The following is a 15498-nucleotide window of genomic DNA, read 5'->3' on the forward strand; positions in this document are numbered from 1 at the left end:
AATAAGCCATCATTTATGCGACACTCATCGTTCCCCATGCTTTTGAGAATTTGCGGTTAAATTTTCAATTCTTTTCCGAACTTCATCGTATTCGGCTTTGTTAAATATTGATTTCATTTTTTATTTATAATTTATTTCTGCCCACAAATTTACCCTTTCCCAATAAAAAACTAATTGCCTTTGGTACATTTTTATCAACGCTTTCTTCTGTTTTAAGCATTGAGATATACCTAACAATTTCAAGTTGCAATGAAGGTCTTAAGTTGTCAAAAATCGCTTTTGCATTAATATTATCTTTTAATGCTTTTACAAATTTCGTGTGTGGTTTTATAATCCTTTTTACAGGGTCAAATTCAATTGTAATTTCTATGGTTTCACCAATTCGTTTCGGTGAATTTTTAAGCATTTTCATATTGATATAAAGTCGCCATTCCCCTTTAAATCTCACCAAAGTCTGTTTGTAGGGTTTGCCATTAACCGTTCCTTTTATTGGAATCGCACCTTTGTCTTTTTGTGCTTGAATAAAAATGTCTGATAACACTTGATTTGGAACGAACACATAAGGATTGACACCAATTATTTGTATTTCGGCTTTGAATTTATTCATTTTTTATGTTGTCACTATTCTGTCTATCTTTTGCAGGGTGTCGCTTTATAATGACGGCTAACGGAGAGGTTCTTTCGACATACCGCCACTAGCACCAAAGCCAAAAGTAAGAAATTTTTTCATAAGAAACCAATAGTAAAAATTTAAGTTTTTTTGCGGTATGTTCGCAAGTAAAATGTCAGTGGTCTTTATTTCACTTAGCTTACCCATGTTCTTTTATTTTGTTTTATTCTCCATTTACCCTTTTCGAATTTCATAATTACTCTATGTCCAGATCCACACAAAGAACCGCAATAATGACTAATATAAAAAATTATTGTCTTTTCATCTTTTGTAAATAATGGTTGTGAAATGCGAGTATATGACCTACCGCTTTATGCTTTCTTTAAAGTATCAAAGAATTTATCAATGTCACTATTTTTTCTCAGTTGTTCTAATTCTGAAGCGCTAATGGTTTGATGATTAATTTTGTTTTTATCTAGATTATAAATTTTGATTTTGTCAGCTTGAATGAAAAGAAACTCTATATCTATGGAATCAATTAATTTTGATTTATATAATGAAGTTAAAATATCCTTAGTAATAAATTCAGTATATAATTTATGATGTATAAGCTTATATAAATCAATGGTATCTTATTCTATAACTGTTTTTTCAAATTTGGGAATAAACGGTTTTATTGAATCTAAATTCAACATTATTATTGTTGATGAATCGTAATATTGAATCCGAACTAAATCATCAATTATTGAGTAAAATTGATTATATTTATTTGATGGGGAATCCATACAAGATAGATATAATAGAGTAAATATCGCTATGATTATTTTTAATTTCATTTGTAATATTAAATGACCACTGACGGTTTGCCGCTTGCGGTAGTGTGTAACTTCGAAGCACTTCATTGTCAACCAAGCATAAAAGTTGATAGAAGCACTACACTTGATTTAACCACGTCAGCCCCTATTGCGGCAAACGACCTTAGCCTGCTGCCAATACCAAAGCCTGTATATTTAATTCATAAACCATGCGGCATATAACAACAATATAAGCCAATGGTAAAAAGTGTCAATAACAAAGGCAGGGAGCCATCGTACTATTATACCTATCAAAGTAAAATCAAATGCCCTCTTTAATGCAAAAAGGTAATAGACAGCATTAATGACAGGTATTGATAAAAAGATTGATTCAGGAGCATGCAGGAAACCCACCATCAGCGTCAATACCCAAATCCACACAGATTGGAAAAGTGGAATCCAGGTATTAATGTGCACTGTAAAGATCATTGAATCATAGTACAACATTTTTTTTCTGTAAAGAACAGGGAACAGTAATAATGCATTGAGGGGAAGCAATAATACAAAAAGAATATTATTTCCTGTTGTCATTTTCTTTGTGTAGGCAGACATTGTTAGTTGACTATTGATCTGTGCCCTGTAGGCTTTTACTAATTGAATATGAAAATAGTCGTCAGGATAATTTTGTTGCTGCAGCCAGCTTTTAATTTCATTGTCGGGAATGTTTTTTAAATCCCGCAACCTGCTTACAGGTGTAGAAGGCAGCGTAGGCCAAAGCCCACTTGTGGCAATTCTTATTGAAGTGTGGCTTGAATCAGGCATTTCATCAAACTGCTGGCTCAATGAATTATTAGCTTCAGAAGCCGGCTCAATATAGTGGGTAAAAGTATCAATCATGAGCCAAAAACTAAACATAAAAAATGCAGTGCACCAGATATACATCCTTACAGGAGGGGAATAACGGTTCCGTTTATCTTCAATAAAATCTTTGGTGATTTTACCCGGGTGGGCAAACAAGGTCTTAATGGTTAGCCATGTTTTATTGTCAAGATGGAAAATGCCTTCCATTAACTCATACAGGTAGTGAAAGAAAGGCTGTCTGGGACTATGATTTTCCTGTCCGCAATTTGGGCAGTATTTCATATTCGGAAGGTCAATCCTGAAATCGTAGTTGCAATTTTTACAGTGTTCGGTTCTTATTTTTCTTGATGGCATAATCTTTATCTAATTTCATTTTGATCAGGATACGATATTCGATAGGGTTACAGGCAACGTTTTCGGAATTGACGAAGTTGGCGATTTTCAATATCCCGATTGCAATCGGGATTGATGCGGAGAACCAAACTTTTATTAACCACAAATGCATCTTCGGAGCACAAAAACGCGACTTTTGCCAAACCCGTGTTACCTCCATATAGCTTTATGCATTTCTATTCTCGATAAAATTTAAATGTTTTCCCGTCAAATTTACACAATTCTGTGCTTAAACTTTTGAACCAAATATTTCCTTCTTTGTCTTTTAAAATTCCTGTGCAAAAAAAGTTTGATGCATTGGGTAATACTCCAATTTCAGTTGTGTAATTGACAAATGTTTTGCCATCATAAAAAGTAACACCATCCTTTCTGCCGTTGTTAAACCACAGATTTTTGTTGTTGTCTTCTACAATTGTAAATACCCAATCTTTTATTTCAATTGATGAAAATGGTTTGAAGGTTTTACCATCGTAAATATACAACATTGGTTTGTGTCTAGTGTTAAACCAAACATCGCCATTGCTGGTTTGCATCAATGGTCGAACCCATTCAATGCTATCCACATTATAATGATTTAATTTTTTTCCGTCAAAACAAAACAAGCCGTCTGTTCCTCTACCCCCAAACCAAATTTTTCCCGATTTATCTTCAATGATTGATTCAGGTCCAAAAATTTGCCTGTCTGAAATTGCATAACCAGTATTGTTTTGCACTCCATCATTAACTGTGAAATGAGAATAATTAGTGCCATCAAATTTGTAAATACCCTTTTGATTGCCAAACCAAAAATTTCCCTTACTATCTTGCAAAATGCAGTTGATATAATTTGCAATGTTGGCAAATGCGTTGTTACTTGTTTTGGTGTAATTTAAATTTCCAGTAATTGCTGGAATTGTGATAACAGAAAATTTTCCATTCTCATAAGTAGTAATGCCATCAGCAGTAGCCAACCATATTTTTCCCTTATTATCTTCTAAAATTGATAGAACTCTATTATTGCTCAACCCGTCTTTTTCTATGTAGTGGTTGAATTTATTTTTTGCGGGATTAAAAACTGTTACACCAGTTGAATCACAAAACCAGATATTGTCATTTTGGTCTTGGATGATTGATTGGCTTGCTTTAGGCTGAATTATTGTCACATTAGCAACTAGAATTTCCTCTTTCGTAGTTGTTTTCACTTGACCATTGCAAGAAGTAAAAAAGGCTAATAAAATTGTAAACCGATAAAGTTGAAATAGCGTCTGATGTTTATTGAAATTCATTCTTTTTAAAGTTAAATTATTGCAGTCAGTGTTAAGTTTGCAGTGTCCCGGTTCACTGCAGATAACTTATTGCATATTTATATAGTGGCGGCTTTTGAAAACTGAACTTTCATTTTAAAGCTTAACTTTCTGTGAGACACAAAATTTCCATTTAACACTAAACCCGCCAATTCATACATATGCTGTTAGCTATAGTTTTTTTTTCTACTTATTAGACTGTCAATACGTCTCTTGTTCTGTTGTTGTAATAAAGATGGGTATAAATTCATTAAAGTATTTGGAATCATCATAGTCAGTCCGAATATTAATCCTACACTAAATATTTTATAAAAGGCAAAAATGGTCACAAAAGTAAATCCGATTAAATGACTTATTTCAGAAAAGGTCATTTCTTTGCGTATTTCATTCAAGTCATCATTTTGGTTTTCCAACTTAATTTTTTGATTAAAGAATTTGAAAAATGTATTCTTAACAATCCACTTAAAAGGTTTCAATCCGATTTTATTATACAAATCCTTACTTCTTATAAAATTTAGATTTGATAACTTATCATAGTATACCGTTTTCATTAGAATACTGTTAAGTATCATTCCCACCACCCAAGATATTAATGACATGGATATTCCAAATGTAAATCCCAATATGAAGTATTTCATTATCATACTTTTGTAGTTATATTATAGCTACCGGTTGCAGATTTGGCTGTTTCGGACTCAAAGCCTATAAACCTTCAACCATGAACAAAGATAATTGGAACTATACACATTCCAAACAGAAAATCCCTCATCAGCTAAACCTGCTTTTAGCGGTTCGTGCTTCCCGGATTTTCAAGCTTATCATCACTTTGCTTAAGTTTAGGATACTCTCCCAGTTGTTCAAATAAAGAATTCCAGTCAACAAATGGATATACTTCGTCAAGTTTTCCACCTTTCATTTTGTACCATACAGATTCTCGAAATTTAACCTGCTTGTTAGTTGGTTTAATGCCAAAAAGTTCTCCTGTGTGCGTTCCGCTTATTTCAATCCACATTGAAATTTTGTCACCATCAATCATTATGTCCATGATTTCAAATTTAAAGGGTTGGAATGCATTAAGAAAATAGGATACTTGTCTTTTCATTCCTTCAGGTCCATGGTCAAACTGTGGAGCAAAAACATTTTTGAAGTCATCACTCCAATATTTTTCAGCTTTGGAAAAATCACGTTTATTCCAAATGTCCTCAATGTAACTATGTAAAAATAGTATAATGCTGTCCTTATGTTGTTTTGTCACAGTTTGATTTTCATTTTGATGAGCAGGTGGATTTGGATTGTTGCAGTCTGTCAGAAAAATACAGCTTGCAATTAACGTTATCGCCAAATATTTAGTTTCTGTTTTCATTTCTAGTGCTGTCGTTTCATTTTGCCTTGTTGTCAAGGAATGATCGCTTACGTTCGAAGGATTTTCGCAGTAAGTATTGGGGGATTTCCGCAGACTCTTTAAAGTTAGCGATTCTCCCAACAATACTTATTGCATAAATCCTATGTAAGCTGCTGTGCTTTGTTTTCAAGGTCGCTCGTGTTTATTTCGCTTCAATTTCTTTCTTTGCTCTCTTCATTGCCCTTCTTGTTTGCGTACTAAATATTCGTTTGAAAATTGGTAGTAAGAGTTTCAGAATTAATGACGGTTTGAACACGATTGTATTAGTTTGAGTCCATTTTGTAGTGCCGTCTTGTTCTTCATATATCCAAGAACCACCTGCTGATTCTATAAATGTAGAAATAATTTCTTTCGCAACTAAAGTTGTCTTATGAGGTCGGTCGTCTAATTTATAAATGAATGTCATTGTCGTGTTGCCTTTCAAGTTCAGTTTAACAATTCTGTTAGGTTCTGTTTGTAAAACTATTGTTTCAATAACAGAACTATCCCAGACAGTTCTGTTGTCATAGTTCTGTGTGTAGTCCCAAACTACCTCTCTTGGTTTACCAATTAAAATAGTTTCCTTTATGGTTATAGTTCTTGCTTTCATTTTCTAAAGTGTCTGCAAAGTGCTATTTGTTTTTGTGTTGTCAGTTTGCGTTCATACGGTTCAAGTTAGCACGATTCGTAGCATTGTCACCAACGTATGGCGCCTAAAAGTTGACGGGGGTTTGAAACCGAAAATTCATCAGCTTTGAAGATTAAAATTATGAAAAATAATGTTACTATTAACTCATCTGCGCGCTAACTTTTATGTATTGTTAGCGGCTGCTTTTTTTTCTTCGTTTTAGTTCTTTTATAACTGCGTCTATTTCCTTTTGCTTTTTTGTTATAATGTCCGGTGTTACTCCAATACCTTCCCAATTGGATTTTGTTGTAAAATTTATTGTCTTGGAAACCGGAATGAATACTTTCAATTTGTCATTTATAAAAAAGGAAGCACCGGGATTAGCTCCGCCTGGAGTTTGTTGACCAACAACCTTCGCTCTTTTTTTTGTTTGTAGGTCATATGCAAATGCCTCGCCAGCCGAAAAAGTTCTTTCGCTTGTCAACACAAAAACATTAGTCTTACTATTAAATCTTGAATCTGATAAAATGTTGTATGTCCAGAATTGGTACGTTGAATCATCTTTTCTTGAATATATATCGTAGAGATGTGTACTATCTTGAAAAAAATAACTGCATAGATACGCTTCAAAATATGGATTTCCGCCATAGTTATCTGTTAAGTCAATTATTATCGTCTTGGCTCTTCGCAATTTTTTAAACGCTGAGTCAAATGCTTTTTTTGTGGTGTCGTTAAGTGGTGGAAAATAATTGAACTTAAAATAGCCAATGCTGTCAATAATATATTCTGCATCAACAATTCCATAAGTAGTGTCAATAGTTGATGAGCCGGTATTATTTTCAAAATTTGAAACAGGGAATACACTAAAATGTAAGTCATTGCTGGCACTTCGTAATTGGTAAGCCAATGCTCTTCGAAATGATAGTTTAGTTGAAGTAGTGTCAAAAGTTTTAGAATTAATAAATTCGTCAAGTTTTTGATCTATTGAATTTATCTTGTCAATGATTACATAATTGTCTGCAACCAATTGTTTAGTTTTTAAGATAATATCTCTTTTTTCGTCATTTGTATAGCTGTTCACATTCGCGTCAAGATTACCGGTTAACTGAGCGCCTAAGTCCAATTTCAGGACTAAAAGAAATAGTGAAAATATCGTTTTTTTTAAGGTCATATTTTGGTCAAATGTTGGTTTAAAATTTACCGTTAACGTTTTGGCGTTTGGCACGGTGGCGGATTTCGGAGCACAAAACTGTCAATACACCATTCCCTAAAACTTTGGGGATTGATGCGAGGTAGAATGTTCAATTAACCACTTCATCCGCCTTTGAGTCAAACGCCTGTTATAGCTAGTGGTTCTTGTCATTTTAATATGCTTTTGCTAATGAAGTGAAAATTGTCCACCAGTATGCCTTGCCCTCTTTCATTCCAAGTCTCACGATAATCAAGTCCTTTTTTGGATTAACATAGAGAAATTGTCCTAAAATTCCCTCTGCCATAAAGTCTTCATTTGGTGTTGGTAACCACCATTGATATTGATAAAATTTTGCACTTCCCTCTGATGTATCAAGTTTTGTAGACTCTTCAACCCACTTTTGTGATACAATTTGTTTTCCGTTCCAGTTGCCTTTGTTTTTATACAATCGTCCTATTTTGGCAAAATCTCTTGCTCTTGCGTTTAAACAGCAAAATGTTTTCTCTAATCCATTGTTTTTTCTGTCAATACTCCAAGATGCGTCATACTCCATTTCAAGAGGTGTCCATATTTTCTCTTGCAAATATTGTGTAATTGTTTTATTTTTTAAAGAACGTTCTAAAACCAAACCTAATAGTTGTGTATTGCCACTTACATATTCAAACTGTTTGCCTGGTTCTGTTTTTAATTTCATTTTTTCAATTTCCTTCCTAAGATTAAGACCGTAGTAAAATGATGCCGCATCACCAACAGGATTTACATAGCTTTCATTAAACTTAATACCTGATGTCATTTGCAAAAGGTGTTTAATGGTCACTTTGTTAAATCCATTTTTTGATAATTCAGGAATATAATTAATAATTGGTTCGTCAACCGATTTAATAAGCCTTTCGTCTATGGCACAACCTATTAAAATTGAAGTTACAGATTTTGCCATTGAAAAAGAAGGAACAATACTTTCTCTATCATACCCCTCGAAATATTTTTCGTACTGTATAGTGTCATTTTTAATAATCAGAAAAGCCACTGTTTTATTGTCTTCAAGATATTTGTCAAACGGGATATTGTTTAATTCTTTGGGGAATTTACCATTGTTTGTGACTTGAAAATTAAAAGGCGAATTAGCAGCACTTAATGGTCTTGACTGGAATTTCTTATGGTCTTTTATGTCGGCAAAGTTGTAAAATACATAACGTCCTAATTGACAAGAAGTCAATAAAGTTGAAGAAATAAATATTAAAAGTCCAATTTTAATTTGTTGTCCCATATTTGTTAATTTGCTTTTACGGTTGTGCCGTCCTACCATTGGCTATAACGGTGAAGTACTTGCCTTGTGCAGCCATTCTATTTATACCCAAATATAGAAAATAGTTTTTCAATACATGCCAAATGTGAAAATTTCTGATGCTTGGATGCATAATGGCAAGTTTAATTTTATAGGCCGTCTACCTCAATCGCACTTTTAATTATTGGAATAAGTTTATCTAGTAATTCTTGGCTAGCAGTTGAATCTGATTTACCTCCAGAAGTAGCATAAATTATTTCTGTTTGTTTATTCAAAACGAAAGTTGTTGGATAACCCCAATACAGTTTAAAAATATTATCAATAATTTTAGTTTCACCTGAAATGTGCTTATAATTCCAAACATTATTTTTTAAAAATGATTCTATATCACTTCTTTGATCTCTTCCAATTGCAATATAATTTAATTTATTTTTTCCAAATAATTTAACCAAACTATTTAGGCCATTAATTTCTGCAACACAAGGCGGACAGTCAATAAACCAAAAATTAATAACACTAACTTTTCCCTTTAGGTTTTCACTTGAATATTTACTTCCATCAATAAGTTCTACCTCAAAATCAGGAACTCTAGCTCCAATCAAACAATCTGGCCCAATCGACATGCTTGTATTTTTAACGAGTTTCTTTGCTCGAGCAAAATTACTTAGACAATTGTTAAGACCTACTTCATAAGTAGATTCTATCCTACAATTACAATTGAAAATAATTAGTATAAATAAAATTACATTTCTCACTTTAAATCTAATTAACCATTATGACTTTTAACGGTTAGTAACTTGCATCGGGCCGCCGTTTGTCCGGAAACCAAAAGTAGTAAATTGTTATTTAATTAAAAGCCAAATGTGAATATTTCCGTAGCTTGGTGACATGATCGCAAGTACATTGTTAATAGCAGTAATATACCTATCACAATTTATTTAGTAAGGTTTTATCAATACTTCGCTTGGAATATTTAGAGTTTCATTAAGCTTTCTAATAATTTCCAAGCTTAGCTTTCGTTTTTTATTCAAGATCGCACTCGCCCTATTTTTTTGCCCAACAATTTTTTCAAGCACATTTTGATCCATTCCCATTTTTTCCATTCTGAACTTTATGGCTTCAATAGGTTCAGGAGAATCAAAGGGAAAATTTTCTCTTTCATAGTTACCTACTAAAATGCTCAATATTTCAAGTTCATTTCCGTTAATTGAACCTTTTTTAGAATCGAATATTTCGTCAATTCTTTTCATTGTATTTTGATAATCTTTCTTTGTATGGATTGGAGTTATTTTCACCTTAATATTTTGTAACATCAATTATACTATATTGCTTAATTGTTCCAATAAACCTTATATAAGTCAATTGATACTCAATATTTATCCTGACAAGCAACCTATAGTTAATTCCTTTTATATTGAAAACAGTTCTATTATTGGAAACAATGCTCATACTTGGAAATTGCTTTTGAGTTCATTCATATTCTTCCATTTCTTTGAACAAATTTTTCTGTAAAAAGACTTTAGAGGTTGTTCGCTATCTGGATTTTTAGTCCAAAAATCCTTTAATGCCTTTCTCGCAATGATGCGCAAATAAGATCTCTATGGAAATTTACAAAATGTTCCCAAAATGGGAAATTAAGATTTGTTATGATATGGCAATAGCGTTATGCAGATTTGCGATGGGCGGGCTCTTCACCACAAAAGTTTATGCGGAGCACAAAACTTCTGGCTACTAATAAATTGTCTGCGAAGCACGATACCCAGCCTATCGCAAATGTGCGATCAGCACTCGTTTATTTCTTTTTAACTTCATATTTCCCACTCCATTTAATAATCAGTGGGGTTAAAATAATTGTCGGTAAAAGCCAATATACAAAACTCGGTATTTGTTCGGGAAAATACTTTGCGTTTACTACTAAAAATGCTGTCAACGCTGCAATAAAACCGCCTGTCATTCTTTGTAAGTGAGCAATGAGCCAATAATTTTTAATTGCTGATTGTCCTTTTTGGTTTTTAAAGTCTTGTCGGACAAAAAGTAGTCCCAAACAACCAAAAGTTATAAATACAAGTCCGAATAATTTTGTTTTTGTCAAGGCAAAAACTCCAATACCAATAAATAAAATTCCTGCAAGTAACATCAAAGTTGTTATTGTCCATCCTATACGGTTATATGTCAGGCTGGCATTACGTTTCAGATAAAGTTGCCCTGAGCCAACCATATAAAGTGTGAAAACACCTACCATAAATAAAAAATAGTTTGGGTGAATGTAAGCAAGAATGAGTGATGAAATTCCAGCAGTCAGCATAGAAATCAAAAATATCTTGCCAACTAACTTGTGGCTTTTGTCACCTTTTTTTCTGAGTATATTTAACATTCCTGTCAGTAGCCCAATAGATCCACCAACTATGTGAAAAATTAAAAACACTTTGAAAATGATGTTCATTTGGTTTGTCATTTTAATTGACCGACAACGATTTCTGGCTTGGCGTTGGTGGGTTTTTGAAACCGTAAACTTTCAGCCTGCACTAACGTTTCTAAATTGCCTAAATGTTTCTTTTCGTACTGTCCCCCCCTTAACGCAAAACCCGTGTTAGCGGTTCGTTGATTTTATTGTCGTTGTATGCCGTCTTTATTGGGTTGTCAATTTGTCGTAAGTTAAGAGGTCTGCTTAACACCGTCCAGTATTGCATTTTCAAGTATGTCAATATTTATGTCTTTCAGCGACTTGAATTTAATGCAATAGCCCGTTATGCTTGCTTTACCAATTGTTTTTCCGTAAGTCTCAGATAAATACTTTTTGTCTTCGATTCCCATAATATAAACTGAAATACCTGTCGAATTTCCACTGATACCAACTTGGTAAAATTCTTTGGTTTTACCATCAGCATATTTTATGTTCAGAAGTCCATAGCCAATATTAGGATTGGTAACAACTTTCCCTTTCTCGTCTTTGCCGTCTAAAAACCATAATTTACCTTTTGGAAAAGCTTTAAGTATGCGTTTATGTAAAGTTTCAATGTCTGAACGCTTTGAGTCAGGCTGTGAAGCAATGTAATCTTTGATTTGTTCTTGAATTTTCATTTTTGTCCTTTTAATTTGTCGTCCTACAATGACCGCAAACGTTTTGTGGGTTTAAGAAGTTGGCGATTTCGGAGCACAAAACTGTCTGCCAGTACTGAACTTGATGCGAAGCACAAAACTTCATTTAACCGCTGAATCGCCAATTTCTTGTAGGTGCTTTTAGTGTTAGGTATTACATGTATTGTCAAGTCACCCATTATTATAGGTTAAATAAAATGTCTGCAAGTTGTTTGGGTTGCGAAAGAAATGGAGAGTGTCCTGCATTGAGTTCAAATTTTTTATCAACAGGAATTCGCTCTACCATCCTCTTTTGAAGTCCGTAGGTTATTGTGTTGTCAATTGTTGTGTGTATGTAAACCTTCTTTACACTTCCATATCGGTCATCAGAAAGTTTTAATGGTGTCCCAACAGGTGCGTTTGGTTCCTTTGTCAAAAGCGAACTGCTTAGAAATATATCTTCTTCTGAGCAGTCGTTGTAAAATGCGTCCTTGTAAACTTCTTTTTTTGGAATGTGCCAACCTTCCTGCTCGTTAAAAATGAGATTAGAAACCATTAATGATGTAGAGTCGGTCAACGCTGTGGCAACCATTGGCTCTCCATTTGGTATTAGAAAAGCACAGAGGTAAACTAATTTGTCCACCTTGTCTGACATACGCTCCGCAACAGATGAAATTATAATGCCTGCTCGACTGTGTCCGATAAGCACAACTGGTTCGTTATATTTCTCCAACACTTTGCACACAGCGTCCACATAACTGTCAAGCGTTACTGCACTAATTGGAGTTGTGTCTTGTCCGTGAGCAGGTAAATCAATGGCTTCCGAAGTGTGGCCACTTATGTCAAGTAACGGTTGCATTTTATACCAGCACCACGAAGCGTGGAATGAACCTGGCACAAATACAAAATGTTTAGGTGTAGAATTATTGTCCATACTTTTTGTTGTTTGTTGGTTAGTATTACTTTTGTTGACTTGGTTGCACGAAACCAATGTCGCTGTGAGGAAAGAGATTAGTAAAATTGCTTTTTTCATGTCTATTGTCGTTATGTTGTGGTCGTCTGCTATACTTACCGCCATCGGTATCTGGATTTGCGAAGTGCGAGGAACGAGCATTTCGCAAATCCAGTGTTAGTTGCTGGTTTTTTTCTGCGTTATTTCAATTAGAATCTGATTTTCTTTCTGCAACACGAATATAATATCCATTTATATCAATAGAGGCAAATTCCTTTATTCCATAAGTATGATTTCGTAAGTCGTCTGCGATTTCAATTTCTTTTTGCTTGAACTCGGAAAATATTTCTTCCATGTTTGTTACAAACCAAATTAGTGGTAAACGGTGATTGTCATTATTTATATCGTTTACAAATTCAGACTCTTCACAAAAAAGCAATCGTAAGAAATCTCTCTGTTATCCACCATTTTTTTAATTTTCAACCCATTCGTCTGTAAATCCAAGTTTGTTTTGGTAATAACCAAGAGTCTGTTGTAAGTTTATTACAGGAATATGAATTCCAATTCTAATGAATTTTGTTACTTTCATATTCTCGTAATTTTTTGAAAATAAAATTTTTATTCTGGTTGTATTAAATAAAGTGTCATTGTTCCGTAGTCAATAATTGCATTTCCAATTTTTAAAATGTCAACACCAATAATTCCATAAAGAATATCATTTGCTCCTATACTTGCTAAAGATGCCCAAGCTGTTTCCAGCGACATAACAGCAACTAAAAAACTGTCAATTTTGAAATTGCTTATTTCAATTTTATTGTCGTAAGATGGAATGTTTTCTATTCCATGAGCACCAAGACCGCCTCCTGTCAATTCTGCTTCATCATTGTTGAGTTTCAATTGTAGTGTTTAAATTTGACTAGTGTCAATTACTGTTGTGCTTGCACCTGTATCAAGGATATAAACACCATCCACATCGTTTATTTTTGCATTTATCAGCAATTGTCCTGCAATATTTTGATTTATTGGAATAGCTATGTATCCTAATGAATTTAGAAGCTGAGTTTTCTGCTCTGATATTTTTACTTTTTGATTCATTTTCTCTTCTATTTAGTAAGTTTCTTGTTGATTCTGTAGTCAGCTTTATGCTTGCCACTAACGGTTCTGGTATTATCTCATTGAAGGAGTATTAGCACAAATGTTCAATAGAAGCTTTGATGTTCGTTTATTCACAAAAGCTTCAAAGTAGCACTTCATCTCCAATTGCAACAATACCTTGTTAGCGATTCGCTTTTCCAATACTCAATTTTATCCTTTAAAAATTGTTCTCACATCAACAAAACTAATAGGATTGTTAAAAATATCATTCGCATAAAATAGTCTTTCTCCCCAAGGCATTTCACTAATTTGCTTGTCAACGTATTTTACTTCCTTTGACTCAAGGAATTTCTTATGAATTGAATCTAATCTAATTTATCTGTTGCAATATAGATGTATTGGTTCTCGTGAAATGTCCATTTTTGGTGTATTTCATCTCCGTCAGCAATAGGATCATAACAGGCAAGAATTGTCCCCTCCAAATCAAAATAATGCCTGCCTGGTGATACTCGTTGTCCTTGCTGTCCAAATATGTCAGCATAAAAGTCTGATGCTTTGTTAATATTTTCTACAGGAAAAATAATTCTATACAATTTCATTTTCTATGCTTTTTTAAGTTGTAATCTGTTCCTTTTGGTTGTCAGATTTCAAGTCCATTTTGTCTTTTGTTTAATATCTGTGTGGACGTACTAAAATAACCATTAACGGATTGGGTATTGCCGAAGACAGGGATTTTTAGCACAAAAGTTCAATCGAAGAACTAAAGTTGACCCTTGCACAAATGCCCAATGAAGCCGTTCAACCCCGCTTTTGGCAATACCTTGTTACGCGTTCGTGCTATTATTGTTTTTAAATCTGCTTGCACTGTTTTTATACAATTATTTATTAAAAATCGGTATATCATCTTTTGTTTTTTCTCCCTCAAAGAAAGTCATTGGAACTGTCAATGCTAAGCCGTTATTCTTTTTAGCGTAGTCATTTAGATTTTGTTCTAGTGAAGTAAATATCATTTTTAATTCCTCTTTTGGAAAAAGCTTTTTCCAAGATGTAAGCCATCCAAGTTTTACGAAGTTATGATTCAGAAAAGCTGTGCCATCTAAAAATTTCATTTCAAAACTTTCTTCAAAATGTCTGCAAACATTGAACCCATTTAGATTAAATAAGTTTGAAATACTTTCAATCGTTCCCCGATGTTCTTCGTCTTGTTTAAGTGGAGATATTAAGTTTTCTTTATTCAACTGTTTAAGAGTTGAATAAAATATATTGTAGAATTCATTCCAGTGTCCGTTTAGGTTAGATGTTAAAACAAGTTTGCCTTTAGTCTTTAATACACGATGACATTCTTTAAAAACTACTTGAGGGTTGTCAAAATTATTGATGCCAAGATTTGAAATTATTAAATCTATAGTGTTGTTGTTAAAAGGAATTTGTTCTGCTGAACTTTCTATTATTTCAACATTAGAAAGGGAGTAATTTTTTATTTTTTGTCTTGCACGCTTATTAGCATTTACCCAGGGGTCAATACCGTAAAGTTTACAAGAATTGCCAAACCGTCCTGCGAGTTCAGTTAACGGAAAACCTGCACCAGAACCAATATCAATTATGTGCAGGTTCGGTTTTAGTTCCAAATGTTTAAGCAATAAAAGTCCAAATGACGCACTCCATAAAGGAAGTTCGTCAAATGTCTCAATGAATTCCTCGCTGTCATCAAAAATGTATGATAAATATTCTGTCATATTGTAATTGCCAAAGTTAATTTTTTGTAGTAAACCCAATGTCATCCCCTATGTAGCCCAAGCATGACGCATAATGTTTTGGCGCTTGGTGAAGGTTGCGATTTTTACCACAAACCCGCCTGCCTGAAGGTAGGTGTTGATGCGGAAAATCAATGTTTGATTAACCACAAATGTGTCTGCGAAGCACTGCCTGTCCCAAACTTCTTTCGG

Annotated in this window: 18 protein-coding genes and 1 pseudogene; all 19 read right to left on the reverse strand. The window is 33.7% G+C overall.

Translation table 11 applies throughout. The features are described from left to right. Window positions 1-124 precede the first annotated feature (124 nt). The 19 genes and pseudogenes from IPJ83_08265 to IPJ83_08355 all read right to left on the reverse strand — a co-directional run bounded on the left by IPJ83_08265 (window position 125) and on the right by IPJ83_08355 (window position 15288). The gene (locus IPJ83_08265) at window positions 125-607 is read right to left on the reverse strand and encodes a DUF1905 domain-containing protein (GenBank protein MBK7880535.1); all 483 of its coding nucleotides are present in this window, start codon (window positions 605-607) and stop codon (window positions 125-127) included. 1013 nt (window positions 608-1620) lie between these two features. Then, window positions 1621-2547, reverse strand: coding sequence for a DUF3667 domain-containing protein (locus IPJ83_08270; GenBank protein ID MBK7880536.1), 927 nt, complete (start codon window positions 2545-2547; stop codon window positions 1621-1623). Between the two features lie 287 nt (window positions 2548-2834). Beyond that, window positions 2835-3923, reverse strand: coding sequence for a hypothetical protein (locus tag IPJ83_08275; protein MBK7880537.1), 1089 nt, complete (start codon window positions 3921-3923; stop codon window positions 2835-2837). A gap of 185 nt (window positions 3924-4108) precedes the next feature. Beyond that, a complete protein-coding gene (locus IPJ83_08280) occupies window positions 4109-4585 on the reverse strand; it encodes a hypothetical protein (GenBank protein ID MBK7880538.1) in 477 nt (158 codons plus the stop codon). Window positions 4586-4725: 140 nt separating this feature from the next. After that, complete coding sequence (locus tag IPJ83_08285) at window positions 4726-5304, reverse strand: ester cyclase (GenBank protein ID MBK7880539.1); 579 nt, start codon at window positions 5302-5304, stop codon at window positions 4726-4728. A gap of 181 nt (window positions 5305-5485) precedes the next feature. Further along, the gene (locus IPJ83_08290; GenBank protein MBK7880540.1) at window positions 5486-5932 is read right to left on the reverse strand and encodes an SRPBCC family protein; all 447 of its coding nucleotides are present in this window, start codon (window positions 5930-5932) and stop codon (window positions 5486-5488) included. 211 nt (window positions 5933-6143) lie between these two features. Continuing rightward, entirely contained in the window at window positions 6144-7121 is a 978-nt protein-coding gene (locus IPJ83_08295; protein ID MBK7880541.1) for a S41 family peptidase, read from the reverse strand. A 193-nt stretch (window positions 7122-7314) separates the two neighbouring features. Then, window positions 7315-8409, reverse strand: coding sequence for a serine hydrolase (locus IPJ83_08300; protein MBK7880542.1), 1095 nt, complete (start codon window positions 8407-8409; stop codon window positions 7315-7317). Window positions 8410-8576: 167 nt separating this feature from the next. Continuing rightward, a complete protein-coding gene (locus tag IPJ83_08305; protein MBK7880543.1) occupies window positions 8577-9050 on the reverse strand; it encodes a TlpA family protein disulfide reductase in 474 nt (157 codons plus the stop codon). A gap of 315 nt (window positions 9051-9365) precedes the next feature. Continuing rightward, window positions 9366-9722: a transcriptional regulator gene (locus tag IPJ83_08310; protein MBK7880544.1), complete on the reverse strand. Its 357-nt coding sequence runs from the start codon at window positions 9720-9722 to the stop codon at window positions 9366-9368. A 1-nt stretch (window position 9723) separates the two neighbouring features. Then, window positions 9724-10016 (reverse strand): annotated as a pseudogene (locus IPJ83_08315) (type II toxin-antitoxin system HigB family toxin). A 203-nt stretch (window positions 10017-10219) separates the two neighbouring features. Then, a complete protein-coding gene (locus IPJ83_08320) occupies window positions 10220-10870 on the reverse strand; it encodes a DUF2306 domain-containing protein (protein ID MBK7880545.1) in 651 nt (216 codons plus the stop codon). 212 nt (window positions 10871-11082) lie between these two features. Beyond that, a complete protein-coding gene (locus IPJ83_08325; protein ID MBK7880546.1) occupies window positions 11083-11508 on the reverse strand; it encodes a DUF1801 domain-containing protein in 426 nt (141 codons plus the stop codon). A 199-nt stretch (window positions 11509-11707) separates the two neighbouring features. Then, on the reverse strand, window positions 11708-12583 hold the full coding sequence (locus tag IPJ83_08330) for an alpha/beta fold hydrolase (protein MBK7880547.1): 876 nt from the start codon (window positions 12581-12583) through the stop codon (window positions 11708-11710). Window positions 12584-12662: 79 nt separating this feature from the next. After that, on the reverse strand, window positions 12663-12812 hold the full coding sequence (locus tag IPJ83_08335; GenBank protein ID MBK7880548.1) for a hypothetical protein: 150 nt from the start codon (window positions 12810-12812) through the stop codon (window positions 12663-12665). Window positions 12813-13075: 263 nt separating this feature from the next. Next, entirely contained in the window at window positions 13076-13354 is a 279-nt protein-coding gene (locus tag IPJ83_08340) for a hypothetical protein (GenBank protein ID MBK7880549.1), read from the reverse strand. Window positions 13355-13363: 9 nt separating this feature from the next. Then, a complete protein-coding gene (locus IPJ83_08345; protein MBK7880550.1) occupies window positions 13364-13552 on the reverse strand; it encodes a hypothetical protein in 189 nt (62 codons plus the stop codon). A gap of 365 nt (window positions 13553-13917) precedes the next feature. Continuing rightward, entirely contained in the window at window positions 13918-14151 is a 234-nt protein-coding gene (locus IPJ83_08350; GenBank protein MBK7880551.1) for a hypothetical protein, read from the reverse strand. A gap of 279 nt (window positions 14152-14430) precedes the next feature. Next, window positions 14431-15288, reverse strand: coding sequence for a class I SAM-dependent methyltransferase (locus tag IPJ83_08355; GenBank protein MBK7880552.1), 858 nt, complete (start codon window positions 15286-15288; stop codon window positions 14431-14433). Window positions 15289-15498 lie beyond the last annotated feature (210 nt).

This window comes from Candidatus Vicinibacter proximus, assembly GCA_016713905.1.
In the GTDB taxonomy this organism is placed as follows: Bacteria; Bacteroidota; Bacteroidia; order Chitinophagales; family Saprospiraceae; genus Vicinibacter; species Vicinibacter proximus.

What these genes read in the sequence shown, in the direction of transcription:
- IPJ83_08265 (MBK7880535.1), bottom strand. Translation starts at nt 607, where the DNA reads ATGAATAAATTCAAAGCCGAAATACAAATAATTGGTGTCAATCCTTAT.
- IPJ83_08270 (MBK7880536.1), bottom strand. Translation starts at nt 2,547, where the DNA reads ATGAAATACTGCCCAAATTGCGGACAGGAAAATCATAGTCCCAGACAG.
- IPJ83_08275 (MBK7880537.1), bottom strand. Translation starts at nt 3,923, where the DNA reads ATGAATTTCAATAAACATCAGACGCTATTTCAACTTTATCGGTTTACA.
- IPJ83_08280 (MBK7880538.1), bottom strand. Translation starts at nt 4,585, where the DNA reads ATGATAATGAAATACTTCATATTGGGATTTACATTTGGAATATCCATG.
- IPJ83_08285 (MBK7880539.1), bottom strand. Translation starts at nt 5,304, where the DNA reads ATGAAAACAGAAACTAAATATTTGGCGATAACGTTAATTGCAAGCTGT.
- IPJ83_08290 (MBK7880540.1), bottom strand. Translation starts at nt 5,932, where the DNA reads ATGAAAGCAAGAACTATAACCATAAAGGAAACTATTTTAATTGGTAAA.
- IPJ83_08295 (MBK7880541.1), bottom strand. Translation starts at nt 7,121, where the DNA reads ATGACCTTAAAAAAAACGATATTTTCACTATTTCTTTTAGTCCTGAAA.
- IPJ83_08300 (MBK7880542.1), bottom strand. Translation starts at nt 8,409, where the DNA reads ATGGGACAACAAATTAAAATTGGACTTTTAATATTTATTTCTTCAACT.
- IPJ83_08305 (MBK7880543.1), bottom strand. Translation starts at nt 9,050, where the DNA reads ATGTCGATTGGGCCAGATTGTTTGATTGGAGCTAGAGTTCCTGATTTT.
- IPJ83_08320 (MBK7880545.1), bottom strand. Translation starts at nt 10,870, where the DNA reads ATGAACATCATTTTCAAAGTGTTTTTAATTTTTCACATAGTTGGTGGA.
- IPJ83_08325 (MBK7880546.1), bottom strand. Translation starts at nt 11,508, where the DNA reads ATGAAAATTCAAGAACAAATCAAAGATTACATTGCTTCACAGCCTGAC.
- IPJ83_08330 (MBK7880547.1), bottom strand. Translation starts at nt 12,583, where the DNA reads ATGGCGGTAAGTATAGCAGACGACCACAACATAACGACAATAGACATG.
- IPJ83_08335 (MBK7880548.1), bottom strand. Translation starts at nt 12,812, where the DNA reads ATGGAAGAAATATTTTCCGAGTTCAAGCAAAAAGAAATTGAAATCGCA.
- IPJ83_08345 (MBK7880550.1), bottom strand. Translation starts at nt 13,552, where the DNA reads ATGAATCAAAAAGTAAAAATATCAGAGCAGAAAACTCAGCTTCTAAAT.
- IPJ83_08350 (MBK7880551.1), bottom strand. Translation starts at nt 14,151, where the DNA reads ATGAAATTGTATAGAATTATTTTTCCTGTAGAAAATATTAACAAAGCA.
- IPJ83_08355 (MBK7880552.1), bottom strand. Translation starts at nt 15,288, where the DNA reads ATGACAGAATATTTATCATACATTTTTGATGACAGCGAGGAATTCATT.